This window comes from Neorhizobium phenanthreniclasticum, from assembly GCF_040066075.1.
Classification (GTDB): domain Bacteria; phylum Pseudomonadota; class Alphaproteobacteria; order Rhizobiales; family Rhizobiaceae; genus Neorhizobium; species Neorhizobium petrolearium.
In genome coordinates, this window is the sequence record NZ_JBEAAL010000028.1 from 23,239 (window position 1) to 47,171 (window position 23,933).

24 protein-coding genes and 1 tRNA gene are annotated in these 23,933 nt (G+C 61.5%); 8 read left to right on the forward strand and 17 right to left on the reverse strand.

Annotated elements, in window-relative coordinates; genetic code table 11:
- Positions 1-53: 53 nt before the first annotated feature.
- The 4 genes from ABK249_RS26880 (at position 54) to ABK249_RS26895 (ending at position 3,597) form a co-directional block, all read left to right on the forward strand.
- On the forward strand, positions 54-1,274 hold the full coding sequence (locus tag ABK249_RS26880; protein WP_348864556.1) for a phosphopentomutase: 1,221 nt from the start codon (positions 54-56) through the stop codon (positions 1,272-1,274).
- Positions 1,271-2,275, forward strand: a complete 1,005-nt coding sequence (locus ABK249_RS26885; RefSeq protein ID WP_037159590.1) for an adenosine deaminase — start codon at positions 1,271-1,273, stop codon at positions 2,273-2,275. Before ABK249_RS26880 ends, ABK249_RS26885 begins: the two co-directional genes overlap by 4 nt.
- Positions 2,276-2,336: 61 nt before the next feature.
- Entirely contained in the window at positions 2,337-2,966 is a 630-nt protein-coding gene (gene upp, locus ABK249_RS26890) for a uracil phosphoribosyltransferase (protein WP_037159594.1), read from the forward strand.
- 118 nt (positions 2,967-3,084) lie between these two features.
- On the forward strand, positions 3,085-3,597 hold the full coding sequence (locus ABK249_RS26895; protein ID WP_037159597.1) for a TIGR02281 family clan AA aspartic protease: 513 nt from the start codon (positions 3,085-3,087) through the stop codon (positions 3,595-3,597).
- Here the strand turns inward: ABK249_RS26895 and deoA are convergent, their stop codons facing one another.
- The 9 genes from deoA to ABK249_RS26940 all read right to left on the reverse strand — a co-directional run bounded on the left by deoA (position 3,598) and on the right by ABK249_RS26940 (position 12,336).
- Entirely contained in the window at positions 3,598-4,908 is a 1,311-nt protein-coding gene (deoA, locus tag ABK249_RS26900) for a thymidine phosphorylase (RefSeq protein ID WP_227704943.1), read from the reverse strand. It lies immediately after the preceding gene.
- A 10-nt stretch (positions 4,909-4,918) separates the two neighbouring features.
- Positions 4,919-5,689, reverse strand: coding sequence for a deoxyribose-phosphate aldolase (gene deoC / locus ABK249_RS26905; RefSeq protein ID WP_348864557.1), 771 nt, complete (start codon positions 5,687-5,689; stop codon positions 4,919-4,921).
- A gap of 120 nt (positions 5,690-5,809) precedes the next feature.
- Entirely contained in the window at positions 5,810-6,598 is a 789-nt protein-coding gene (locus tag ABK249_RS26910; protein WP_037159606.1) for a purine-nucleoside phosphorylase, read from the reverse strand.
- Positions 6,595-6,987, reverse strand: a complete 393-nt coding sequence (locus ABK249_RS26915; RefSeq protein WP_227704942.1) for a cytidine deaminase — start codon at positions 6,985-6,987, stop codon at positions 6,595-6,597. The genes ABK249_RS26910 and ABK249_RS26915 overlap by 4 nt, the downstream gene beginning before the upstream one ends.
- A gap of 3 nt (positions 6,988-6,990) precedes the next feature.
- On the reverse strand, positions 6,991-7,962 hold the full coding sequence (locus ABK249_RS26920; RefSeq protein WP_037159611.1) for an ABC transporter permease: 972 nt from the start codon (positions 7,960-7,962) through the stop codon (positions 6,991-6,993).
- A 15-nt stretch (positions 7,963-7,977) separates the two neighbouring features.
- The gene (locus tag ABK249_RS26925; protein WP_227704941.1) at positions 7,978-9,084 is read right to left on the reverse strand and encodes an ABC transporter permease; all 1,107 of its coding nucleotides are present in this window, start codon (positions 9,082-9,084) and stop codon (positions 7,978-7,980) included.
- Positions 9,085-9,160: 76 nt separating this feature from the next.
- The gene (locus ABK249_RS26930; protein ID WP_348864558.1) at positions 9,161-10,684 is read right to left on the reverse strand and encodes an ABC transporter ATP-binding protein; all 1,524 of its coding nucleotides are present in this window, start codon (positions 10,682-10,684) and stop codon (positions 9,161-9,163) included.
- Between the two features lie 74 nt (positions 10,685-10,758).
- Entirely contained in the window at positions 10,759-11,751 is a 993-nt protein-coding gene (locus tag ABK249_RS26935; RefSeq protein WP_348864559.1) for a BMP family lipoprotein, read from the reverse strand.
- A 258-nt stretch (positions 11,752-12,009) separates the two neighbouring features.
- Positions 12,010-12,336 (reverse strand): hypothetical protein, encoded by a 327-nt coding sequence (locus tag ABK249_RS26940; protein WP_037159624.1) that lies wholly within the window; start codon positions 12,334-12,336, stop codon positions 12,010-12,012.
- Positions 12,337-12,559: 223 nt separating this feature from the next.
- Here ABK249_RS26940 and ABK249_RS26945 point away from each other — a divergent pair.
- Positions 12,560-12,649: transfer RNA gene (locus ABK249_RS26945), tRNA-Ser, on the forward strand.
- A gap of 54 nt (positions 12,650-12,703) precedes the next feature.
- On the opposite strand, the gene ABK249_RS26950 is transcribed toward ABK249_RS26945, so the two are convergent.
- The gene (locus ABK249_RS26950) at positions 12,704-13,033 is read right to left on the reverse strand and encodes a hypothetical protein (RefSeq protein WP_037159626.1); all 330 of its coding nucleotides are present in this window, start codon (positions 13,031-13,033) and stop codon (positions 12,704-12,706) included.
- Positions 13,034-13,327: 294 nt separating this feature from the next.
- Here ABK249_RS26950 and ABK249_RS26955 point away from each other — a divergent pair, with 294 nt between their 5' ends.
- Both ABK249_RS26955 and ABK249_RS26960 read left to right on the forward strand, forming a co-directional pair.
- Positions 13,328-14,770 carry a phosphomannomutase gene (locus ABK249_RS26955; protein WP_348864560.1) on the forward strand — a complete coding sequence of 481 codons (1,443 nt, stop codon included), beginning with the start codon at positions 13,328-13,330 and terminating at the stop codon, positions 14,768-14,770.
- Positions 14,771-14,786: 16 nt separating this feature from the next.
- Positions 14,787-16,214: a mannose-1-phosphate guanylyltransferase/mannose-6-phosphate isomerase gene (locus ABK249_RS26960; protein ID WP_348864562.1), complete on the forward strand. Its 1,428-nt coding sequence runs from the start codon at positions 14,787-14,789 to the stop codon at positions 16,212-16,214.
- 41 nt (positions 16,215-16,255) lie between these two features.
- Here ABK249_RS26960 and ABK249_RS26965 read toward each other — a convergent pair whose 3' ends face one another.
- The 3 genes from ABK249_RS26965 to ABK249_RS26975 all read right to left on the reverse strand — a co-directional run bounded on the left by ABK249_RS26965 (position 16,256) and on the right by ABK249_RS26975 (position 18,710).
- Positions 16,256-17,263, reverse strand: coding sequence for an NAD-dependent epimerase/dehydratase family protein (locus ABK249_RS26965; protein WP_348864563.1), 1,008 nt, complete (start codon positions 17,261-17,263; stop codon positions 16,256-16,258).
- A 97-nt stretch (positions 17,264-17,360) separates the two neighbouring features.
- Positions 17,361-17,756, reverse strand: coding sequence for a response regulator (locus ABK249_RS26970; RefSeq protein ID WP_348864564.1), 396 nt, complete (start codon positions 17,754-17,756; stop codon positions 17,361-17,363).
- A 96-nt stretch (positions 17,757-17,852) separates the two neighbouring features.
- Positions 17,853-18,710, reverse strand: a complete 858-nt coding sequence (locus tag ABK249_RS26975; RefSeq protein WP_348864565.1) for an alpha/beta fold hydrolase — start codon at positions 18,708-18,710, stop codon at positions 17,853-17,855.
- Between the two features lie 148 nt (positions 18,711-18,858).
- On the opposite strand from ABK249_RS26975, the gene ABK249_RS26980 reads away from it, so the two are divergent.
- Positions 18,859-19,416, forward strand: a complete 558-nt coding sequence (locus tag ABK249_RS26980) for a methyltransferase family protein (protein ID WP_037151478.1) — start codon at positions 18,859-18,861, stop codon at positions 19,414-19,416.
- Between the two features lie 33 nt (positions 19,417-19,449).
- Here ABK249_RS26980 and pncB read toward each other — a convergent pair whose 3' ends face one another.
- From pncB to ABK249_RS27000, 4 genes are all read right to left on the reverse strand, one after another.
- The gene (pncB, locus tag ABK249_RS26985; protein WP_037151859.1) at positions 19,450-20,757 is read right to left on the reverse strand and encodes a nicotinate phosphoribosyltransferase; all 1,308 of its coding nucleotides are present in this window, start codon (positions 20,755-20,757) and stop codon (positions 19,450-19,452) included.
- A gap of 164 nt (positions 20,758-20,921) precedes the next feature.
- Positions 20,922-21,254: a flagellar basal body-associated FliL family protein gene (locus ABK249_RS26990; RefSeq protein WP_052182868.1), complete on the reverse strand. Its 333-nt coding sequence runs from the start codon at positions 21,252-21,254 to the stop codon at positions 20,922-20,924.
- Positions 21,255-21,333: 79 nt separating this feature from the next.
- Complete coding sequence (locus ABK249_RS26995; protein WP_227704932.1) at positions 21,334-22,284, reverse strand: 2-hydroxyacid dehydrogenase; 951 nt, start codon at positions 22,282-22,284, stop codon at positions 21,334-21,336.
- A 17-nt stretch (positions 22,285-22,301) separates the two neighbouring features.
- Entirely contained in the window at positions 22,302-23,930 is a 1,629-nt protein-coding gene (locus tag ABK249_RS27000; protein WP_348864566.1) for an ABC transporter ATP-binding protein, read from the reverse strand.
- Positions 23,931-23,933 lie beyond the last annotated feature (3 nt).

Consider the following 23,933-nt stretch of genomic DNA (forward strand, 5'->3'; position numbering starts at 1 on the left):
CCATGCCGGTTGAGAAATGCCGGCCGAATTGCATCTCAGTACCCGGGTGACCAATGGCACGTGCCTTCCTGTTCGTTCTCGACTCCTTCGGCGTGGGCGGCGCCCGCGATGCGGAAGACTACGGCGATCTGGGTTCCAACACACTCGGGCATATCGCGGAATTCTGTGCCGCTGGCGCCGGCAACCGGGCCGGCCTTCGGGAAGGTCCGCTGCACCTGCCGAACATGTCTTCGCTCGGACTTCTCGAAATCGCCAAGCTTGCCAGCGGCAACTATCCGGACGGCATGCCGATGCCCGAGCGCGTTTTCGGCCTCTATGGCGCGGCAAACGAGGTTTCCCGCGGCAAGGATACGCCATCCGGGCATTGGGAGATCGCCGGAACTCCAGTGATGTTCGACTGGGGTTATTTCCCGGGCGAGGGCGATGCGTTTTTGCCCGAACTGATCGAGGCGATCTGCCGGGAAGGCAATATTCCGGGCATTCTCGGCAATTGCCATGCTTCAGGCACGGAGATCATCGCACGCCTGGGAGAGGAACATATCCGCACCGGAAAACCGATCTGCTATACCTCAAGCGACTCCGTGTTCCAGATCGCCGCCCACGAGACCCATTTCGGCCTCGACCGGCTCATCAAGCTCTGCCAGGTGGTGCGCGAACTGCTTGACCCGCTCAACATCGGCCGGGTGATCGCGCGCCCCTTCGTCGGCGAAACGGCGGAAACCTTCGAGCGCACCGGCAACCGCCGCGACTTTTCCGTTCCCCCGCCCGAACCGACACTCCTCGACCGATTGATCCAGGAGGGACGATCGGTACACGCCATCGGCAAGATCGGCGATATCTTTGCCCATCAAGGCGTATCGCGCGTGATCAAGGCAAACGGCAATGCGGCCCTGATGGACGCGACGCTTTCCGCGATGGACGAGGCAGCCGTCGGCGATCTCGTCTTCACCAATTTCGTCGATTTCGACATGCTTTACGGCCATCGCCGCGACGTTCCCGGCTATGCGGCGGCGCTCGAAGCCTTCGATCGCGCATTGCCGGACATTCACCGACGGCTGAAGCCCGGCGATCTGGTGATCCTCACCGCCGACCACGGCTGCGATCCGACCTGGCGCGGAACCGACCATACCCGCGAACGGGTGCCGATCATGGCATTCGGCCCCGGAATACGCTCCCGTTCCATCGGGCTGAGGTCGACCTATGCGGATATCGCGGAGACGATCGCCGCCCACCTCTCCATCCCGCCGGGACCGCACGGACGGAGCTTCCTTTGACTGCGCACCTTCTCAAGGCCGAAATCCATTGCCACATCGAAGGCGCGGCGCCGCCGGCACTTGCCGCAGCGCAGGCCAAAAAATACGGCGTCGATACGAGCCACATTTTGCGCAACGGCGCCTATGTCTGGTCGGACTTTGCCGAATTCCTCATCTGTTATGACGCAGTCGCTGCCCTCTTCAAGACGGCCGACGACTATGCACTGCTGACCGAGACCTACCTGACGGAGCTTGCCGACGCCAATGCGATCTATAGCGAGATCATCGTCTCGCCGGACCATGGCGACCGGATCGGGCTCGGGGCCGACGCCTACCTTGCCGGCATCTCGGACGGTATCCATGCCGCGCGTGAAAAGACCGGTATCGAGGCGCGCATCATCGTCACCGGCGAACGGCACTTCGGTCCGGACCGGGTAATCGCCGCCGCAGAATATGCCGCACGGGCAAAGAACCCGCTGGTGACGGGCTTCAACATGGCCGGCGAAGAGCGCATGGGCCGAGTCGCCGACTATGCGCGCGCTTTCGACATCGCCCGCGATGCGGGACTCGGGCTGACGATCCATGCCGGAGAAGTCTGCGGTGCCTTCAGTGTCTCCGATGCACTCGATCTCGTAAAACCTTCGCGGATCGGGCATGGCGTGCGTGCGATCGAAGACCCGGTGCTGGTGGCGCGTCTTGCCGATCTCGGCATCGTGCTGGAGGTCTGCCCGGGCTCCAACATCGCTCTGAACGTCTTCCCGGACTTCGACAGTCATCCGCTGAGGCGGCTCAAGGCCGCCGGCGTGCGTGTCTGCCTCAATTCCGACGATCCACCCTTCTTCGGTACGTCACTGGCCCACGAATACGAGATTGCCTCGAAAATCATGGGATTTTCGGATCAGGAGATCGATACCATGACACGCACGGCGCTCGAGGCCGCCTTCGTCGACGAGGATACGCGCTGCAGGTTGCTGGCGCGTTTCGACGCACAGGCTGGGGACGAGGCCGCAAAACGCGCCTGACGGCTTGCGGAACGTGGCTTTTTCCTCAAAAGAAGGAACAGGCAGGAATAAGGGGAAGCTCATGGACGGCGTCACTGTCATCGATCATCCGCTGGTGCAGCACAAGCTGACGATCATGCGCAAGAAAGAAACCTCGACGGCCGGCTTCCGACGGCTGCTGCGCGAGATTTCCATGCTGCTCTGCTATGAAGTGACCCGCGACCTCGAACTGACCATGGAGACGATCGAGACGCCGCTTACCGAAATGCAGGCGCCCGTCGTCGAAGGCAAGAAACTCGTCTTCGCCTCCATCCTGCGCGCCGGCAACGGCCTTCTGGAGGGCATGCTCGAACTTGTGCCTTCGGCACGCGTCTCGCATATCGGCGTCTATCGCGACCACGAAACGCTGCAGCCGGTCGAATATTACTTCAAGGCGCCGGAAGACATTGCCGAACGGCTCATCATCGTGGTCGATCCGATGCTGGCGACCGGCAATTCCTCGATCGCGGCGGTGGACAAGCTGAAGGAGCGCGGCGCTCACAACATCCGCTTCCTCTGCCTGCTAGCCGCTCCGGAAGGCATCAAGAATTTCCAGGGCGCCCATCCGGACGTCAAGATTTATACCGCTGCGATCGACAGCCATCTCAACGAGAAGGGTTATATCGTGCCCGGCCTCGGCGACGCCGGTGACCGCATGTATGGCACAAAGTAGACTTCAGAGTTTCCTTACCAAACTTTGAAATGAACGGTCCGTGGAAGCTCCATGGGCCGTTTTCTTATGGATTTCGCGCTATCGGAAGACGATACCGATTCATGCCGAGGGGACGGTCATGCTTCTGCGCACAGTCATTTTCGCAGCCATCGTAACGCTCATCGCCACCCAGATTCCCGCGATGATCAAGTTCGACGGCCAGCCGCAGGAGGCCCCGGCAGTCGAGGTGCCGGCGAGGCCCGAGCCCGTAGCGATCGCGCCGGGCAGCGTCTCCCTGAAGGCCGACGGGCGTGGCCATTTCATCGGCATGTTCCGCATCAACGGCAAATCCATCGACGGTCTGGTGGATACCGGCGCTTCCCTGGTGGCGATCAACGAAAGCACGGCGAGAAGGCTCGGCTTCGGCGTGAACAGCCTGGATTTCCGCCATACCGCCAATACCGCCAACGGCGGCACGGAAGCCGCGCATGTCGTGCTCGACCGGATCGAGATCGGCAGCGTGCGGGTGAAGGACGTCGATGCCTTCGTGCTGCGCGACGAGGCACTCTCGGGCACGCTGGTCGGAATGAGCTTTCTCAAGAGGCTGAAAGCCTTCCAGGTGGAACGCGGAATCCTGAAGCTCACCCAATGATCAGCCGATGCGCTCGATGACGACCGGCGATGGTTCAGGCGGCGTGTCGGCGATCGTGTAGAAACGAGCCACGTCCTTCGCGATCCGCTCCGCATCCTCCCGGGTTTTCGCATGCACCATGGCGATCGGCTCGCCTTTTGAAACCCGTGTGCCTAAAGGCAGAAGTTCGCTGATGCCGACACGATGATCGATCGCATCCGCCGCGCGCCTGCGTCCGCCGCCGAGTTCGACCACGGCCAGACCGAGAGCACGGGTCTCGCAAGCCGTAAGATATCCGTCCTGCGGCGCCTCAACGCGCAGCCGCACCGGTGCACGCTCAAGATAGGCATCAGGGCGCTCGCAAAAATCAGATGGCCCGCCCAGCGCATGCACCATGCGGGCGAAACGCTCCATCGCCTCGCCGGATGCCAGAACCTGTCGGGCATTCTCCTCCGCTTCCGGCCGATCGTCGGCAATGCCGGCCAGAACCAGCATTTCGGCGGCTTCCGCGATGACAACCGTTTCCAGCCGCGTGCCAGACTTCAGTCCAGCCAGAAAATCGAGGCAGTTGATGACCTCGAGCGTGTTACCGGCCGCATCGGCAAGCGGTTCATTCATGTTGGTCAGCAATGCGGCGGTCCTGACACCTGCACCATTCGCCACCTCGACCAGAGAGCGGGCGAGTGTCTCGGCTTCCTCCAGACTTTCCATGAAGGCGCCGTTGCCGACCTTGACGTCGAGCACCAGACTGCCAAGACCCGCGGCAAGCTTCTTCGACAGGATGGAAGCGGTGATCAGCGGCACGGACTCCACCGTCGCGGTGACGTCGCGGATCGCATAGAGACGCCGGTCGGCGGGCGCAAGCTCGGCGGTCTGTCCTATTATGGCACAGCCAATCTCATCGACGACCTTCCGGAAGAGAGCCTCTTCCGGCATGACATCATAACCGGGGATCGACTGCAGCTTGTCGAGCGTGCCGCCCGTGTGCCCCAGCCCACGGCCAGAAATCATCGGGACCGCAAGGCCGCAGGCCGCGACGATCGGCGCCAGCATCAAGGAAACGTTGTCACCGACGCCGCCTGTCGAATGCTTGTCCGCCACGGGACGATCGAGGCCGCGCCAATCCAGAACCGTGCCGGAATCACGCATCGCGAGCGTCAGCGCCACTGTCTCATTACGGGACATACCCCGAAAGAAGACAGCCATGGCGAAGGCCGCCGCCTGACCCTCGGTGATTTCCTCCTTCGTCAGGCCTGCGATGAAGGCTCCGATCTCTTCAGCGGAAAGAATCTGCCCGTCGCGTTTGCGGCGGATGATTTCCTGCGGGATCATGATCTTCTCTTCAGTAGCCGCCCGACGCGCGAATGGCGGTGCTGCCGCTCAGGACGCCCAGGATATCGTCGAGCAGGCCGGACGCCCCGAAACGGAATGTCGACGGCATGATCCAGTTCGGACCCATGATGGTTTCGGCAAGGCGCAGGTAGAGATCGGCATCGGCAACGCTGCCGATGCCGCCCGCGGGCTTGAAGCCGACGCGCTTTTTGGAATCCCGGATCGCCTGCAGCATGATGTCGGCCGCTTCAAGCGTCGCATTGACGGCGACCTTGCCGGTGGAGGTCTTGATGAAATCCGCGCCGGCGGCGATTGCGAGCTCGGAAGCGCGGCGGATGAAGCCGCTGTCCTTCAGTTCCCCCGTCTCGAGGATCACCTTCAGGCAGGCATTCGGGCATGCGGCGCGCACAGCCTCGACCATCTCCGTCACGGCAGCCTCGTCGCCGGCCAGAAACTTGCGATAGGGGATGACCATGTCGATTTCGTCGGCACCGTCCTCGATCGCCTTCTTCGTTTCCTCCACGACAGTCGCGACGGCCAGGTCGCCCGACGGGAAATTCACCACGGTGGCGATGCGGACCGCATGCTCAGGCCCCAGGATGGCGCGCGCATGCGCAACGAAACGCGGCCAGATGCAGATGGCCGCGGTATGGCCGTAGGGCGTCTCGGCGCGCAGGCACAGTTTCTCGATCGCGGCATTGTCGCAATCGTCGCGCAGGTTCGTCAGGTCGAGAAGTGAGAGCGCGAAGGCTGCCACCTCGCGTGGGCTCAGGAGTTCCATTTCGTGTGCCTCCCCGGCTTAAATCAGCCGGTATATTTATCGTTCAAACGATTAGATGCAACCCGCAGCCTGAGGGCAGATCGCCACACCGAGCGTATCCGTTTGAAATCCATCGTGTAATCAAGCCAAGATTTCTTTCAGGATCGCGGCCAATCGCTGCCCGCCGACGGGCGCCATGTCCTTGGTCTCCTCGTGGCTCAATTCCGCGCCGGTCATGCCCGCACCGAAATTGGTGATGACCGAAGCGGCCGCAACCTTTAGCCCGAAATAGCGCGCGAGAATGACTTCCGGCACCGTCGACATGCCGACCGCATCGGCACCCAGGATTCGCGCCATGCGGATCTCCGCCGGCGTTTCGAAGCTCGGGCCGGAGAACCACATATAGACGCCGGAAAACAGGGGAATACCGCAGCGAATGGCTGCATTGCGCATGTCCAGAGCAAGGCCCGCGTCATAGGCACTGGTCATCCCGACGAAACGGCGGTCGCCCTTCTCTCCAATCAACGGATTCATGCCGGAATAGTTGATGTGGTCGGTGATCTGCATGACCGAACCGGGCGGCATGTCTTCGCGGAGCGATCCCGCCGAGTTCGTGAGGATCAGCGACCGGACGCCGAGCCCTTTCAAGACCTCGATCGGAAAGCGCATCGCCTTCGCGTCGCCATGTTCATAATAATGGGCCCGGCCCGAAAGCATGATGACCGGCGTGCCACCCAGGCGGCCGGCGACCAGTTCGCCCGCGTGACCGGTGACACCGCTGACCGGAAAGCCTTCCAGCATTCCGTAAGGAATGCGGACCTGCCCCTTCACCTCATCGACCAGCGAACCCAGGCCGGAGCCAAGCACGATCGCATGGCGCGGCATGAGGCCACCAAGGCGATCCACGAGCAGGTCGACAACCTCTCTCATCCGATCACATCCGTTTCGAAGGCGTAGGGCAGAAGCTCGGCCATGGTGACCGTCTTCTGAACGCCGGCATCGTCGCAAAGATAGATACGGGTATCGGCCGCCGCGAATTCCGAAATCTTCTGCCGGCAGCCGCCGCATGGCGTGCAGAGCGGCAGCTTTTCAGCGATCACGGCGAGTTCCTCGATCTTCTTAGCTCCACCCATGATCATCGCACCGATCGCGGTCGGCTCGGCACACCACCCCTGGGGAAAGGAAAGGTTCTCGATATTGGCGCCGAGATAGACCTTTCCATCGTCGGCCCGGATCGCCACGCCCACCGGGAATTTCGAATAGGGCGCATAGGCCTTGGTCATCGCCTCGCGAGCGGCTTCGAAAAGCTCATGAGACATCGATCAACGCTCCTTCGTATAGGGCACGCCGCCCGCCTTGGGCGGACGGGCGATGCCAATGAAGCCCGCCAGCAGCACGCAGGTCAGAATATAGGGCAGCGCCTGGAAAATCTGAACCGGCACTTCTCCGACCAGCGGCACCGATTTTCCCTGCATGAAGTTGGCGAAGGCATCCAGGAAACCGAAAAGCAGGCAGGCCAGCATGACCGGCACCGGCTTCCACTTGGCGAAGATCAGCGCGGCAAGCGCAATATAGCCCTTGCCGGCCGACATGTTGTTGATGAAGGCGGCCGACTGGGCAATCGCCAGATAGGTCCCCGAGAAGCCGCAGAGGAAGCCCGCCACGATCAGCGCGCGATATCTCAGCCAGCTCACGGAAATGCCGGCCGTATCCACCGCGCCCGGATTTTCGCCAACGGCCCGCAGCCTAAGACCGAAGCGCGTGCGATAAAGCACCCACCAGGAAACCGGCACCATCAGGAAGGCGATATAGGTCAGGATATTATTGCCGGAAATGACGTTGGCATAAAGCGGCCCGATGATCGGCACCTCACGCATGGCATCCGCACCGGGCAGGACGATGGAGGAGAAGCGACCTTCGGGCGGCACCTGCCCCGTTCGTCCTCCCTGGTTGAACCAGGCCTGGCCCAGCACGATCGTCAGGCCGGCCGCCACGAAGTTCAATGCCACGCCGGAGACGATCTGATTGCCGCGATTGGTGATCGAGGCAAAGCCGTGCACGAGCGAAAAGACGATCGATATGCCGATGCCCGCAAGGAGGCCGAGCCAAGCATTGCCGGTCCAGTAGGCCACGCAGGCGGATGCGAAGGCGGACGCCAGCATCTTGCCTTCCAGCCCGATATCGAAAATGCCGGCGCGTTCGGAAAACAGTCCGGCAAGCGCGGTGAACAGCAGCGGGACCGACAGGCGGATCGCCGAGCCGAGAATACTGATGAGAATATCGAAATAATCCATGAGCCTCGTTCCCGCCTATTTGCCGCCTACGGCCTGCTGGTAGAACCGGACGATGGCCGGGCGGAGCATATATTCCAATGCACCGGCGAACAGGATCACCATGCCCTGGATGACGACGATCATATCACGGGTGACTTTCGGCATGTCGAACGAGAGTTCCGCGCCACCCTGATAGAGAATGCCGAAAAGCAGCGCCGACAAGATGATGCCGACGGGATGGTTTCGGCCCATGAGCGACACGGCGATGCCGACGAAGCCGGCGCCACCGACGAATTCGATCTGCAGGCGAGCGGACGCGCCCATGACCGGATTGAGCGCCATCATGCCGGCCAGGCCACCGGAAATCAGCATGGTGATCATGACGATCTTCGCATAGGGGATGCCGGCGTAGCTCGCAGCACTCGGGCTGATGCCGAGCGTGCGCATCTCGTAGCCCAGCCTGGTGCGCCAGATCAGCACCCAGACCAGGAAACACATGACGAGCGCGATCAGGAAGGAAAAGTTGAGCGGTGCCGCCCCCAGCTTGCCGCCGAACATGGAGATCAGCCAGTCGAGCTTGGGGAGTTGCCCGCCGGGCAGAAAGGTGCGGGTTTCAGGCGCCATCTTGCCCGGCACGATCAGCACGCGCACCAGCACGTAGTTCATCAGCGACGAGACGATGAAATTGAACATGATCGTGGTGATGACGATATGGCTGCCCCGCTTGGCCTGAAGCCAGGCGGGAACGGCGGCGCAGGCCGCGCCGAACAATGCCGCTCCGATCACCGCAAACGGCATGGTGACGTACCAGGGGACGTAATGGTCCAGCGAGAGCGCCACCAGGGCCGCCCCCAGACCACCGAGATAGGCCTGCCCTTCCGAACCGATGTTGAACAGACCCGCATGGATGGCGACCGCTACGGACAGACCGGTGAAGATGAAGCTCGTCGTGTAGAACAGGGTAAAGCCTATGCCCTCCCCGCGGCCGAGCGCGCCGATCAACAGAAGTTGCAGCGCCTCGAACGGATTTTCCCCGATCGCCCAGACGACAAGTCCCGAGAAGAAGAAGGCAAGGACAAGATTGAGGAGCGGGATGACGCCGTAATTGATCCAGGCAGGAAGCGGAACGGATGCGGTGCTCATACCTCCTCCCGCACTTTTCCGGCCGCCGTCATGGCGCTCAGCATCTCATGGTTCAAACAGATCGATCCTTCAACGGTCATGCGGCGATCCCGGCCATCATCAGGCCCAGCGTCTGCTCACCCGCCTCGCCCGACTTTTCGCCGACGACCTTGCCGGCAAACATCACCAGGATGCGGTCGGAGAGAGAGCGTATCTCATCGAGCTCGACCGAAACCAGGAGCACCGCTTTGCCGGCATCGCGCATCTCGATGATGCGCTTGTGGATGAATTCGATCGCACCGATATCGACGCCGCGGGTCGGCTGACCGATGATCAGGACGTTCGGATCGCGCTCGATCTCGCGCGCGACGACGATCTTCTGCTGGTTGCCGCCGGAGAAATTCGCCGTCCTCAATCGCGGGTTCGGCGGACGGATATCGTATTTGGCGATCTTCTCCTCCGCATCCTTGCGGATGGCATCGAGGTCCAGCAACGCACCACGCCCGTAACGCTGGTCGCGGTGATAGCCGAGGATCGAGTTCTCGTATTCCTCGAATTTCAGCACAAGGCCCATGTGGTGACGGTCTTCCGGGATGTGGGCAAGGCCGAGACTGCGTAATTCGGCCGGACCGACGCCGGCGACCGGTTTGCCATCGAGGAAGATCTCGCCGGAGGCCGGCTTGCGGATACCGGCAATCGCCTCCAGAAGCTCCGACTGGCCGTTGCCGGCGACGCCCGCAATGCCGACGATCTCACCGGCGCGAACCTCCAGAGAGACGTCGTCCACCATGGTAACGCCGCGGCTGTCCTTGACCGTCAGGTTCCTGACGGAGAGCAGGACCTTGCCGGGCTTGGCCTCGCCCTTTTCGACCCGCAACAGCACCCGGCGGCCGACCATCAGCTCGGCGAGTTCTTCCACCGTCGTCCCGGCCGTCTTGCGGGTCGCAACCATTTCACCCCGGCGCATGACGGAAACCGTGTCGGTGATCGCCATGATCTCCCGCAGCTTGTGGGTGATCAGAATGATCGTCTTGCCCTGGTCGCGCAGCACCCGCAGCACCTTGAAAAGGTGGTCCGCCTCAGCCGGGGTGAGCACGCCCGTCGGTTCGTCGAGAATGAGGATCTCGGCGCCGCGATAAAGCGCCTTCAGGATTTCGACGCGCTGCTGGCTGCCGACCGGCAGTTCCTCGATGACCGCGTCCGGATCGACCTCCAGGCCGTAGTCGTCCTCCAGGCGCTTCAGCTCCTGGCGGGTACTCGCAACGCCCTTGCGAAGCAACTGGCCGCCTTCGGCGCCGAGCATGACGTTTTCCAGGACGGTGAAGTTCTCGACCAGCATGAAATGCTGGTGCACCATGCCGATGCCGGCGGCGATTGCCGCCTGGCTGTCGCGTATGGTGATCGGCTTGCCCGAAATGCGGATTTCACCCTGGTCGGCATGATAGAAACCGTAGAGGATCGACATCAGCGTCGATTTTCCGGCACCGTTTTCCCCGATGATGCCGTGGATCGAGCCCTTGGCAACCGTCAGATTGATGTTCTTGTTCGCATGCACCGCACCGAACCGCTTGTCGATGCCGACAAGCTCGATCGCGGGCTCATTGGAGAAGTCGAGGCTCAATCGTCCGCCTTTCCGCTTGATATGCAAAAAGGGCGCATGGCGATTCCCGTCGCCATGCGCCCCTGCAACCGTCCTTAGTTCGGGCAGGAATTGTCCGACATGTAGTCATGCACCTTGACGGCGCCCGAAATGATGTCGGCCTTGGCCTTTTCAACGGCGGTTTTCATTTCCGGCGTGATGAGCGACTTGTTGTTGTCGTCGAGTGCGTAGGCGACACCGTCTTCCTTGACGCCCAGAGCCTGGATGCCGGCCGAGAACTTGTCGTCCTTGGTATCCTTGAACGCATTGTAGACAGCAAGATCGACGCGCTTGACCATTGAGGTCAGGACGGAACCCGGATGCAGGTGGTTCTGGTTGGAGTCGACACCGATCGAAAGCTTCTTGTTGTCGGCCGCCGTCTGCAGCACGCCGAGGCCTGTCGCACCGGCTGCCGCATAGATCACGTCGGCGCCCTGGTCGATCTGGTTCTTGGTGAGCTCGCCGCCGCGGACCGGGTCATTCCAGGCCGCACCCGTCGTGCCGGTCATATTCTGGAAGACCTGAGCATCGGCCTTGGCAGCCTTGACGCCCTGGACATAGCCGCAGCCGAACTTGCGGATCAGCGGGATGTCCATGCCGCCGATAAAGCCGACCTTGCCGGTCTTGGAGGCCATGCCGGCGAGAAGGCCGACGAGATAGGAGCCCTCTTCTTCCTTATAAAGGACGGAGCGGACGTTCGGCAGGTCGACGACGGAATCGACGATCGCGAACTTGGTGTCAGGATATTCGGCTGCGACCTTTTCCATGGCCGAGGTCCACGCAAACGAGACGGCCACGACCGGATTGAAACCACGGCTTGCAAAGTTGCGGATGGCCTGTTCGCCCTGGGTGTCATTGGTGGGCTCGAAATCCCGGAACTCGATGCCCGTTTCCTTCTTGAACTGTTCGGCGCCCGCAAAGGCGGCCTCGTTGAAGGATTTGTCGAACTTGCCGCCGGTACCGTAGACCAGTGCCGGCTTGACCTCTGCGGCAAGCGCCGTTGCCGACATGGCAGCCAAGGCAATGAGGCTCAAAAGGGTTTTCTTCATTGTGCAGCCCTGTTTTTTAGCTGTTTGGATCCTCCCGCAAGCCCGTTCCCCGGGTACATCTGCGGCCACCTGCCCTCTTTTCCAAGGGTCCGGCTCCGGCCACTCTTGCACGGGTTTCGGAAAAATTCACGAGATTTTTTTCAACTGGTAAAAAACGAACGAATTGCCGAAAACTTATCCAAAGAGTTGACGAAACTGCATAAATTCGCAGCTCCGGGCGACTTTCATGGACCATCGATAGGCAGGGCGTTATCCCCGTCAGGCGGAAAACCGCCCGGCGAAGCGCGGCTTGCGATATCCGGCCATCCAGAAAAGAAGCGCCAGCACCAGGAACACGGCAAAAGCCGGCTGGGCCAGCACCGGTGTCACGAAGGGCCGCCAGATATCGGGGCTGACATAGGTCTCGGCGGAGATCTCGGCGAGCGTCAGGCTTTCCGGATCAAGATTGAGCCAGGCGTTGCCGAGGCTCGTCACCACGACCGACGAAGCTGAAACCGACTGGATCGAATCCAGCACGCCGGCAACGATCGCGGCCAGAAGCGCAAAAGCACTCAACAGATGGAAGATACCCCGGACGATTCTCATTCCAGACAAAGCCGTTCGTTATCTGCGGCCCACCCGATACTGTCCGGCCGCAATCCGCCCCGCAGAAATAAGGCAGGTTCGGCGGGCTTGGCAACGAGGCGGCGAAGCTTTTGTGGGCCGGTGTCAAAAATCGTTCAGATTCCGGTTGATCCCTGAGAATTCATCGGTATATATCGCGCCCGACCGCTGCGTTGCCCCGATTTCAATGCAGCCCTTACTCCAAGGACAGGTGGCCGAGTGGTTGAAGGCGCACGCCTGGAACGCGTGTATACGTGAAAGCGTATCGAGGGTTCGAATCCCTCTCTGTCCGCCATTCTCCCTTTATCCGCTACTGAAGATCCGGGCGCCCGGGAGTCCTCGGCGCGGTCTAACGCGTCATCGAAAAGCCGGCCTGCTGCCATCGGCGCGCTTGCGGATCGAAAGCCACCAAGAGTTCGAAACCCAGGCGGTCCGGACCTGCGCCGGTCTCGACATCTGCATAACCATTCATGGCGAAACGGCAATCGTCCACCCACCGAAAGCCTTTCAAGGACATGTCGATCACCTCCGGGCGGTCTTCCATAAGCTGCCGTGCCTTCTCGAAGGCAAGAGTTCCGGAGCAGGCACTCTCATCCGTCTTCTCTCCGAACTCCATGAGAAACGCTAGGCCGGCAAGCGGGACGACGAAGGCGACAGACTTGAAGACATTCAGTCCCATAGGGTTCCATCCCTGGAAAGCCGAAGCAGTGCATTCGGCCGACATCAATCAGTCAGGCAATCCTGATAGGCTTATTTACAAAAACAAGATAACACCATTATCCGAATCCGGCCAAGCGCTGCGGGAGAGGGAAGACTGATTGGCACTCATGACGGTATATATAATGATTTCAAAGACAATCCTGGTATAGATTAGGTCAGTAATGACAGTTTACGGCGTCGCGAGTTTCGGCTTTATTTCCATGCGAAACGAACCCTGGAATGATGAGGGCTGTAATTTTCATATGGGTACTTCATGAAGTTCGGCACAAGTGGTCTTCGTGGACTTGTGACGGCCCTGGAGGGCCGGGCGTCGTCGCTCTATACGCAGGCGTTTGCGCGGCGCTTGATCGAAACAGGTGCGGCAAAGGCGGGTGACGTCGTGCTGGTCGGTCGTGATTTCCGGGCATCGAGTCCGGGGATTGCTCAGACCGTTATTGGCGCCCTGCAGCGTGCCGGCCTGTCGCCGGTCGATTGCGGCGCAGTGCCGACGCCTGCACTGGCGCTTTACGGGTTGAAGCTCGGCGCCGCCGCGCTGATGGTCACCGGTTCGCATATCCCGGCCGACCGCAACGGCATCAAGTTCTACCGCCCCGACGGCGAGATCGATAAGCAGGACGAGGTCCGCATCGGCGCGATCGCCGCCCGGCTCGACGGGCAGGAGATCGATGCGACACCCGGCGCGGCACCGGATCGCTCGGCGGAGGCCGAGGCGCTTTTCCTCGCCCGTTATGCCGGGCTCTTGCCGCAGCGCGAGCTCGCCGGCCTCAGGATCGGCGTCTACCAGCATTCCACCGTCGCCCGCGACCTGCTCGTGACGATGCTTGAAGGTCATGGCGCCGATGTCGTGCCGCTTGGCCGCTCCGCGGAGTTCATCCCCGTCGACACGGAAGCGGTCTCGACTGAGACCGCCGTCCTCCTGAAGGGCTGGGCGGCGGAACACAAGCTCGATGCGATCGTCTCGGCCGACGGCGACGGCGACCGACCGCTGATGGCCGACGAGACGGGAGAGGTGCTGCGCGGCGATCTTCTCGGCCTGATCGCCGCCAGGTTCCTGGAGGCGAAGGTGGTGGTGACGCCGATCACCTCCAATTCCGGCATCGAGGCGGCGGGGGATTTTGCCGTCATCCGCACGAAAGTCGGCTCGCCCTTCGTGATCGCCGGCATGCTGGAAGCGCTGCGGGCCGGGAAGACGGGCATCATGGGCTTCGAAGCCAATGGCGGCCTTTTGACCGCCTCGCCGTTCGTGGTCGATGGCGCATCGCTCCATCCGCTGCCGACCCGCGACAGTTTCCTGCCGCTGCTCGCCGCACTTTCGCTTGCCGCAGCGGAGAAGAAACCGCTGTCTGAGATCGCCGCCTCTTTCCGGCTACCGTTTGCGGCCGCCGACCGGCTGGAGGATTTTCCGGTCGAGACGAGCGCGGCGCTGATGGCACATCTGCGCGCCTCCGACGATAATCTCGCCGCCTTCCTTCGGCCGCTCGGCGCGATCGCGGACAAAAGCGATATCGACGGCCTGAGGGTGAGGCTGGACGACGGGCGGATCATCCATTTCCGACCGTCCGGCAATGCCCCGGAGATGCGCTGCTACGTGGAAGCCCGGACGGAAGACGCAGCGAAGGCCCTGCTCGACCAGGGCCTTTCATTGATCCGCGAATGGGCCGGGCAGCGGACGCTGCGCCCGACGACGAACGAATGAACCGGAGATCGTTTCGATGAAGACCAAGATCATCCCCGTCATCATGGCCGGTGGCAAGGGGACGCGGCTGTGGCCGCTGTCGCGTGCGAGTGCGCCCAAACAGTTCATCCAGTTCGTCGGCGACCGGACGCTGTTCCAGGCCACCCTGTCGCGCGTTTCGGATCCGACGCTGTACGAGGCCCCGGTGGTCATCACCAACGAGGATTTCCGCTTCCTGGTCGCCGAACAGGCCCGCGAGCTCGGCATCAGGCTTTCCGGCATCCTGCTCGAGCCGGTGGCCCGCAACACTGCGCCTGCGGTGGCCGCGGCGGCCGCCTTTACGGCAAGCCGGTTCGGCGAGGACGCCATCCTGCAGGTGCTGGCCTCCGACCACGAGATCGTCGCCGATGAAGGGTATTTCGGGGCGATCCGCATCGCACGGGAGACCGCCCTTGCCGGCAAGCTCGTCACTTTTGGCATCACACCGACGGAACCGGCCACGGGCTACGGCTATATCGAGATCGGTGAAGCGCTGGAAACCGGCGCCTGCAAGGTGAGGCGCTTCGTCGAGAAGCCGGCCCTGGCGGAGGCGGAGCACATGCTGGCGGCCGGCGGGTTCGCCTGGAACTCCGGCATCTTCATGTTTACCGCCGGACAGGTACTGAAGGAGATGGCCGCCTTTGCCCCCGAGGTGGACAGGGCGGCCCGCGTCGCCGTGGCCAAGGCCTCCGGCGACCTCGACTTCACCCGCCTGGACGCGGAGGCGTTTTCGGCCAGCCCGGACATCTCGGTCGACTACGCGATCATGGAGAAGACCGCCAACGCCGCAGTCGTGCCATCCTCCTTCACCTGGTCGGACCTCGGCAGCTGGGATGCGGTCTGGAAGCTCGGCACCCGCGACGCGGCCGGCAATGTCGCCACCGGCAAGGCGACACTGGTCAATACGAAGAATTCGCTCGTCATGTCGCGCACCAGCCATCTCGCCGTCCAGGGGCTCGATGGGGTCGCCGTCATCGCCAGCGAGGATGCCGTCTATGTCGGCCGGCTGGACGACAGCCAGAATGTCGGCGCGCTTGTCAAGCAGCTCGCCGCCGCACGGGCGACCGCCGCACTGACGGAGACCCATCCCACCTCCTATCGTCCCTGGGGCGGCTATACCTCGGTGCTCAACGGCGACCGTTTCCAAGTCAAGCGGCTGTTCGTCTCCCCCGGCAAGAAGCTTTCGCTGCAGAAGCATCACCACCGGTCCGAACACTGGATCTGCGTCAAGGGCACCGCGGAAGTGACGATCGGCGACGAGGTCAGGATCGTGCGTGAGAACGAATCCGTCTACATCCCTCAGGGCGAAGTCCACCGCCTCGCCAACCCCGGTAAGATCACCCTCGAAATGATCGAGGTCCAGACCGGCTCCTATCTCGGAGAAGACGACATCATCCGCATAACTGACGAATTCGGCAGGGGCTGAGGCGATCGCGTCCTCGGGCGGTTCCGGATCATCGGCACCGATCAGTCGATCTCGTGCCGATGATCCAGGTACCACTGAACAAAAGCTCTGACGCCCTCTTCCAGGTTCGTTTCGGGTTTCCTGCCGGTGAGCGCAACAAGCAGATCCGGGCTTGCGAAGGTCCGCGGCACATCACCTTTCTGCATCGGCAGCATCTTGCGATTTGCCGGCTTTCCCATGATCCGTTCGATCGTCTCAACGAAGTCGAGGAGGCCAGCCGGCTGGCCACCGCCGATATTGACGACACGGAACGGCCCCTGACTGGACAGCGTGTCGACCTCGGGGACGCGGTTATCCTCGCCGGGAAGGATGCGCGACAAATCGACGATCGAATCCACCAGATCATCGATATAGGTGAAATCCCGGCTCATCCTGCCTTCGCCGTAGACCTCGATCTCGCGATCCTCGATTATCGCCTTGACGAACTTGAAGAGCGCCATGTCTGGCCGGCCCCACGGGCCGTATACGGTGAAGAAGCGGAATGCGGTGGTCGGCACCTTATAGAGGTGGGCGTAGCTGTGGGCCATCACCTCCATGGCCTTCTTGCTTGCCGCATAGAAAGTAAGGGGCTCATCGGCCTTGTCGGTCTCCCGGAACGGAACCTCGGGATTGGCACCGTAAACCGAAGAGGTCGAGGCGAGCATCAGGTGTCCCACACCATAGGTGCGGGCGATTTCCAGGATGTTCCAGGACCCGACAAGATTGGAATCGAGGTAGGCCTTGGGATTTTCGAGACTGTAACGCACGCCTGCCTGCGCGGCGAGGTGGACCAGGATATCCGGCTTGAAATCGGCCAAGGATCTTTCCAGCAGCATCTTGTCTTCCAGCATGCCCATGACGGGACGGAATGATGGAAACTGCGCCAATCCCGCGTTGCGTGCCTCCTTGAGGCGCAGGCTGTAATAGGGAGTCATGCCATCGAAGCCGAGCACCTCATGCCCTTGTTCAAGCAGGCGCCGCGCCAGATGGAAACCGATGAAGCCTGCCGTTCCGGTGATGAAATAACGCATTGTGAGCCCGCTGCTGCCTGGATGTATCCCAATCCGTTGACTGCCATAGCCTGTCATCAACGGATTGAACAACCTGTTTTGGTCGGGCAGGCAGAATTTAATGGAAAAGCCGCAATCTTGCCGGCGGGGTTCCCGGTCGGCCGTTCTTTCGATCGACCGCGAACTGGATCAGGTCCATGGAGGCCTGGTCGGAGAGTGGCTTCGCCATGACGCCGACCGCACCCGAGACCCCGGACGCGACCAAGCCGGGATTGCCGGTAATCATGATCACGACGATGTCGTATTCGGCAAGCGCCCTTGCGATCTCGGGACCGGTTTCACCATCGGCAAGATGTACATCCACGAAGGCGATATCCGTCTCACGCGTATAGTTCAGCGCGCCCGTCATGTCGGGCGCGATGCCGACGACCTCATGCCCGCTTCGGTGAATCGCATCCTCGATGTCCATGGCCACCAGCGGGCTGTCCTCGACAATCAGGAAACGGTATTCCATGGCCAGATCCTCCCCGGCTTCAAGGAGGCAAATAGATTCCGATCGACCATTGGCAATGGGGCCGGCGAACCGGACGTGTTTTTTTGATCGCAGCTCTCAAGATGAAGAGGCGGCACGCGGTGTCTGCAAGGTACGTCTCACGAGCACGGTATCGACGAAGCGCTCCAGGATCGCGTTGAAAGGCTCCGGCCTCTCCCGAAACAACGCATGTCCGGCGCCTTCGATCACTTCGACATGATGACCGCGAGCGCGATCCTCGAAGCCGGCGACATAACTTTGGCGGATGAACGGATCGTCCCCGCCATTGACGAGGAACACCGGCACATCGGCATCCAGCACGGCACGGCGCTGATTGTGGCCGTCGCCACGCAGCATGCTTCGCGAGAAGACCGCCCGCAACCGGCCATCCGTGCGGATGAGCCCATTGCGGATGTCGGGTGTCGCGCTCCGGCCGAAACAGATGCTTTCGAAGCGATCGATATCCCGTTCGGACCAGTTCGGCTTCGAGGCCAGCATGAGGTCGAATGACGGGTGGAACCCTCGCAGCATCCCGATCAGGCCCGGCGCGACCGGCGGAGTGCCGGCGATGAGTATCCCCTCCACCGCATGGTTGCGGGCCAGCAATTCGATCGCGAGGTGACCGCCGAGCGACCAGCCGAATACCGTGAGCAGATGAATGCCAAGCTTGCCGAGAACGTCCTCTACCGTCTCGACAAGGCCGGTCATCGTATAGGCGATGTCAGGGTCAGCCGCATCGTCGGATTCGCCGTGTCCGGGCAGGTCGAGGGCCAGGATGCGCGTCTTCTCCAGGAGCCTCGGATCATATTGCCGCTCGAAAACCTTCCGTGAGGAGGAAGAGCCATGCAGGAAGAGCAACGGAAGGCCAGCGCCCTGCGTATCGCTTATTCGGATGCGCCCATGCCGGGTCGTGATCGTTCGTTCCGCGGCCTTCACGCCGTCATTCCTGACTTCAGATATAACATCGATAAAGTCTGGGGCTTTTTCACAAAGAAAGCTTTAAACTTTGAAAGCGAGCACCAAACTGCCTTGTAACAGGATGAACGGATCGTTAGTTTCTGCATCGCTCGCGGGGGACAGAGTTATGCAAGGCGTTTTGGATACCCTCATTACCATCACCAGTCTTACGGTCATCGGCTTTTATACGTGGTCGCTGAAGAATCACTTCACGTCGGCTGCCATGACCTGGAGAGCGCGCCTCATATCCGCGGCGGTGATACTGACGACTTTGCTTTTCCTTTACCTGCAATGGACAGGGACGCAGTTGCTCTGGGTGCAGGCCGTTGGCCTGATCATCGAGATCGCCGCCGCCGCCCTCTTCTGGTGGGCGATCTGGGCCTCGCGCCAGGCCCGCCTGCGGTTCGCTTTCGATCCCGCCCTGCCCCACGGCATCGTTTCCGATGGCCCCTACCGCTATCTCCGCCATCCCTTCTACAGTTCCTACCTGATGTTCTGGTCCGGATGGGCGCTGGCTTCCTGGTCGTCGATCTGGTCGCCGGTTCCCGTGATCTTCTTCGCGATCGTCTATATCGCCGCGGCGAAGATGGAGGAGCGCAATTTCGAGACCTCGCAGCTTGCCGACGAATACCGGGAATACAAGCGCAGGACGGGATTTTTCATCCCGCGCATCGGCCGGGACTGATTTTCTCCCGACCTGTTTGGTTTTGACGAATCCTCAAACCAGGACGGCTTGGTCGTGCCGGCCTTCCTGGCCGAAGAACTTCAGGTAGCGTTCCACCTCGGCCGGATCGCCGGTCGCCTTGCGGGGGTTGTCCGAAAGCTTAACCGCCGGGCGGCCGTTCGCCTCGCTGACCTTGCATACCACGGAGATCGGCATCAGACCGGCGATCTCGCGAGGAGCACAGCCGGCGAAGTCGTTCGTGAGATTGGTGCCCCAGCCGAAGCTCATGCGGGCCCGACCCTCGAAATGCTTGTAGGTGTCGATGATCGCATCGACATCGAGTCCGTCGGAAAAGATCAGCAGCTTGTTTTTCGGATCGCGGCCCATCTTCTTCCACCAGGCGATGATCATCTCGCCGCCTTCGATCGGTGGTGCACTGTCCGGCCGGAAGCCGGTCCAATCGGCCACCCAATCCGGTGCATCGCGCAGGAAGGCTGCTGTACCAAAAGCATCCGGCAGCACGATGAGCAGGTTACCGTGATAAAGCCGGTTCCAGTCCTTCAAAACCTGATAGGGTGCATTGCGCAATTCCTCATCGCTCCTGGCGAGTGCCGCGGCGACCATCGGCAGTTCGTGGGCGTTGGTGCCGACCGCTTCGAGGTCGGAATCCATGGCGAGCAGCACATTGCTCGTACCGGTAAAAGCCGGGCCGATACCCTCCTTCAATGCCTCGACACACCAGCGCTGCCAGAGGAAGCTGTGGCGCCGGCGGGTGCCGAAATCGGAGATGCGCAAGCCAGGAAGTTTCCTTAGCCGCTCGACCTTCTCCCACATCTTGGCCTTCGCCCGTGCGTAGAGCACGTCGAGTGTGAAATAGCCGAACGAGCGCATGGCGGCACGTGAACGCAGTTCGTTGATGATGGCCAGCGCGGGAATTTCCCAAAGCGTCGTCTCCATCCATTTCCCGTAGAAATTCAGCTCATACTGACCGTCCCGCTTGGAGAGTTCGTATTCGGGCAGCTTATAGGTGGAGAGCCAGTTCAGGAATTCCGGTTCGAAAATCTGCTTGCGGCCATAGAAGGTGTTACCTGCGAGCCAGATCATCTCCTTCTTGGAAAGGCTCACCGTGCGGGCGTGATCGAGCTGTTCGCGCAGTGCTCCTTCGTCGATCTCCTCGGCCAGTTTGACGCTGGTCGTGCGGTTGATTACGGAAAAGGTCGCGTCGATCTGCGGATAGAGCTTCCAGATCATCTGCAGCATCAGGAGTTTGTAGAAATCCGTATCGATCAAGCTGCGGATGATCGGGTCGAGCTTCCAAGTGTGGTTGTAAACCCTGGTCGCGATATCGGTCTTGGTTGTCATGCCTGCCCTTGCCCCGATCTGTGAGAAGACCGGCTCCACCGCCTGAGATGCATTCGGAGGCAACGGCTGATCAACCTCCGGCAGTTTTATCGAAAAAAATGCCGAGGAAGTCCAGAACACAATTCGGCCGCGAAGATCGCGGCCGAGAGACTCTATCCTGGCTGTCAGTTGTTGGCCGGCGCGTTGCCTGCGGGCGGCGTGGGTGCCGGCGGATTGGCCGGATCGGCAGAGGGTGCTGCGTCCGGATTCTGCGGCGCCGTGCTTCCCGCAGGTGGCGTTGCCGTCTGTTCAGGCGGAGGCGCAGTGGTTTCCCCCCACCATTCGGCACCGCCCCAAGCGAGCATCGCCAGGATGAGACCCGCAATCAGCACCATCAGGACGGGAAAACCCCTTCGCCCCTGGCGGGCTTCGGTCGGGCTCATCGGTTCCTCTACCGGCGAGCCGATGGGGTTCGGATGACGCTTCTCGGGGCCTTTTGGATCGGGACGGGTATCCATGAATTCGCTCCTTGTCCGAGCCGGACTACCCCGGCCCATGGACAAGAAACGGCTGGCGGATGCGAATGTTCCGGCGCGCCTAGTAGCCGGTCCTGCGGTCCACCACGTGCTGAAGCGGTTGACCCGCTTCATGCCGCTCCATCTGGGCCTCGGCATTGCGGAACAGGGCCCTGACATCGGAAGCCGAAGCTGCATGCGGCGTGACGATGACATTTTCCATCGCCCAATAGGGGCTGTCGGTCGGTAAAGGCTCCTGCTCGAAAACGTCAAGCGAAGCGCCGCCGAGGATGCCTTTCCCGAGCGCTGCAGCAAGATCGGCATCTACCTGGCTGCCACCGCGACCGGCATTGATGAAGACGGGCCTGCCAAGCGCGCCGCCTTGCCGAAGCTTTGCGAAAAGCGACGCATCGAAGATGCCGCGGGTATCCGGCGTCAACGGCAGGAGGCCGACGAGAATGTCCGTCCTCGCCAGAAAGGCGTCCAGCTCGCCGCTGTCGAATGTTTCGACACCTTCGATCGTCTTCCTGCTGCGCGACCATCCGATCACGTCGAAGCCCATGACCTTCAGCTTTTTCACGGAATCCTGGCCAAGCACCCCGAGCCCCATGACCCCCACGGTGAGATCCTTCGCCTCCGGCTGCGAAAGCTCGCGCCAGTGGTGTTCGCGCTGCTGTTTCAGATAGGCCGGCGCCTGCCGCAGATGGCTCAGGCATTGCAGCACGACCCACTCGCTCATCCGGGTGGTCAGGCTCTCGTCGACGAAACGAACGATCGGGATGTCCGGCAGGTTCGGCATGGACAGGATGTGATCGACACCCGCACCGCCCGAAAAGAGAACTTCCAGCTTCGGCGCGCGCTCAAAGAGGTTCGGTTCCGGTTTCCAGATGACTGCGTAACGTGCTTCCGAAAGATCGAGGTCTGGATCCGAGGCATGCAGCACCGTCCGGCCGGGAAAGGCACTGGCGAGTGCGGCATCCACCTCGCGGCGTTCGAACTTGAGATCGATGACGACCGGTTTTTTCGCAGACATGAGCTTACCCTTGACGATTATTGGCTGACGGCGCCGGTCTCGACGGCTTCGAGATTGAAGGCGGCCGCCATCAGCGCACGGGTATAATCCTCCTTCGGCGCACGGAAAATCCGCTCCGACGGCCCTGCCTCCACCACCTTGCCGAGTCGCATGACGATGACATGGTTGGCGAGCGCCTTCACGACCTTGAGGTCGTGACTGATGAAGAGATAGGCGAGATCGTGTTTCTTCTGCAGGTCGCGAAGCAGGTCGACCACCTGCGCCTGCACGGTCATATCCAGCGCCGAAGTGGGTTCATCGAGCATCACGAAACGCGGCTTCAGAACCATGGCGCGGGCGATCGCGATGCGCTGCCGCTGACCGCCGGAAAATTCGTGCGGATACCGCCAGCGCGTAGCGGGGTCGAGCCCCACTTCCGTCAGCGCCCAGGCGACACGCTCATCGCGTTCGTCGGCAGAAAGAGCTCGCTCGTGCACCTTCAACCCCTCCGCGACGATATCGCCCACCGACATGCGGGGGCTGAGCGATCCATAGGGGTCCTGGAAGACCACCTGCAGCCGGTCGCGGAACGGCCGCATTTCCTTGAACGAGAACTGATCGATCTGGTTGCCGATGAAGACAATGCGCCCTTGCGAGGAGATAAGGCGGGCAAGCGCCAATCCAAGCGTCGTCTTGCCGGAGCCAGATTCGCCTACGACACCCAGCGTTTCGCCGGCGCGCAGTGTCAGATCGACACCATCCACAGCCTTCACGTGATCGACGACCTTGCGCAACAGCCCTGCCTTGATGGGGAACCAGACGCGGATGTCCTTGCCTTCCATGACCACCGGTTTCGAAGGATCAGCCTGCGGCGGCTCGCCCCTCGGCTCGGAAGCGAGCAGATGGCGCGTATAGGTATGCTGCGGATTAGTGAAAACGTCTTCGACCGCCCCGGCTTCGACGATCTTGCCCTTGGTCATGACGCAGACACGGTCCGCGAACTTGCGAACGATGCCGAGGTCATGGGTGATGAACAGCATGGACATGCCATGCTCACCCTTGAGACCCCGCAGAAGATCGAGAATCTGCGCCTGTACCGTGACGTCGAGCGCCGTCGTCGGTTCATCCGCGATCAGGAGCTTCGGACGGTTGGCGAGCGCCATGGCGATCATCATGCGCTGGCGCTGTCCGCCGGAAAGCTCGTGCGGATAAGCCTTCAGCCGCTTTTCCGGCTCACGGATGCCGACCTGGTTCAGAAGTTCCAGAATGCGGATGCGGGCCGCTTGCCCGGTGATGCCCTGATGCAGTTCGAGGATTTCGCCGATCTGCTTCTCGATCGCGTGTAGCGGATTGAGCGAGGTCATCGGCTCCTGGAAGATCATGGTAACATCGTTGCCGCGCACGCGGCGCAATTCAGGCTCGGAAGCTTTGAGCAGATCCCTGCCCTCGAACAGGATTTCCCCCGAAGGATGGCTGGCGGACGGATAGGGCAGCAGTTTCAGGATGGAGTTTGCCGTCACCGACTTGCCGGAACCGGATTCGCCGACCAGTGCCAGGACTTCCCCCGGCCGGATATCGAAGGAAACCCCATCGACGGCAAGGGTAGCGTCTGTGCCCTGATGAAAGGCGACGGAGAGATTGCGGACGGAGAGCAAAGGATCAGTCATCGG

Excerpts from the sequence above, each read along its gene's own strand:
- upp (WP_037159594.1), top strand. The coding sequence starts at position 2,337 with ATGGACGGCGTCACTGTCATCGATCATCCGCTGGTGCAGCACAAGCTG.
- ABK249_RS26950 (WP_037159626.1), bottom strand. The coding sequence starts at position 13,033 with ATGGGACTGAATGTCTTCAAGTCTGTCGCCTTCGTCGTCCCGCTTGCC.
- ABK249_RS26880 (WP_348864556.1), top strand. The coding sequence starts at position 54 with ATGGCACGTGCCTTCCTGTTCGTTCTCGACTCCTTCGGCGTGGGCGGC.
- ABK249_RS26995 (WP_227704932.1), bottom strand. The coding sequence starts at position 22,284 with ATGTCTGCGAAAAAACCGGTCGTCATCGATCTCAAGTTCGAACGCCGC.
- ABK249_RS26960 (WP_348864562.1), top strand. The coding sequence starts at position 14,787 with ATGAAGACCAAGATCATCCCCGTCATCATGGCCGGTGGCAAGGGGACG.
- ABK249_RS26940 (WP_037159624.1), bottom strand. The coding sequence starts at position 12,336 with ATGAGAATCGTCCGGGGTATCTTCCATCTGTTGAGTGCTTTTGCGCTT.
- deoA (WP_227704943.1), bottom strand. The coding sequence starts at position 4,908 with ATGATCCCGCAGGAAATCATCCGCCGCAAACGCGACGGGCAGATTCTT.
- ABK249_RS26955 (WP_348864560.1), top strand. The coding sequence starts at position 13,328 with ATGAAGTTCGGCACAAGTGGTCTTCGTGGACTTGTGACGGCCCTGGAG.
- ABK249_RS26910 (WP_037159606.1), bottom strand. The coding sequence starts at position 6,598 with ATGAGAGAGGTTGTCGACCTGCTCGTGGATCGCCTTGGTGGCCTCATG.
- ABK249_RS26920 (WP_037159611.1), bottom strand. The coding sequence starts at position 7,962 with ATGGATTATTTCGATATTCTCATCAGTATTCTCGGCTCGGCGATCCGC.
- deoC (WP_348864557.1), bottom strand. The coding sequence starts at position 5,689 with ATGGAACTCCTGAGCCCACGCGAGGTGGCAGCCTTCGCGCTCTCACTT.
- ABK249_RS26915 (WP_227704942.1), bottom strand. The coding sequence starts at position 6,987 with ATGTCTCATGAGCTTTTCGAAGCCGCTCGCGAGGCGATGACCAAGGCC.
- ABK249_RS26935 (WP_348864559.1), bottom strand. The coding sequence starts at position 11,751 with ATGAAGAAAACCCTTTTGAGCCTCATTGCCTTGGCTGCCATGTCGGCA.
- ABK249_RS26925 (WP_227704941.1), bottom strand. The coding sequence starts at position 9,084 with ATGAGCACCGCATCCGTTCCGCTTCCTGCCTGGATCAATTACGGCGTC.
- ABK249_RS26970 (WP_348864564.1), bottom strand. The coding sequence starts at position 17,756 with ATGGAATACCGTTTCCTGATTGTCGAGGACAGCCCGCTGGTGGCCATG.
- ABK249_RS26980 (WP_037151478.1), top strand. The coding sequence starts at position 18,859 with ATGCAAGGCGTTTTGGATACCCTCATTACCATCACCAGTCTTACGGTC.
- ABK249_RS26965 (WP_348864563.1), bottom strand. The coding sequence starts at position 17,263 with ATGCGTTATTTCATCACCGGAACGGCAGGCTTCATCGGTTTCCATCTG.
- ABK249_RS26990 (WP_052182868.1), bottom strand. The coding sequence starts at position 21,254 with ATGGATACCCGTCCCGATCCAAAAGGCCCCGAGAAGCGTCATCCGAAC.
- ABK249_RS27000 (WP_348864566.1), bottom strand. The coding sequence starts at position 23,930 with ATGACTGATCCTTTGCTCTCCGTCCGCAATCTCTCCGTCGCCTTTCAT.
- ABK249_RS26895 (WP_037159597.1), top strand. The coding sequence starts at position 3,085 with ATGCTTCTGCGCACAGTCATTTTCGCAGCCATCGTAACGCTCATCGCC.
- pncB (WP_037151859.1), bottom strand. The coding sequence starts at position 20,757 with ATGACAACCAAGACCGATATCGCGACCAGGGTTTACAACCACACTTGG.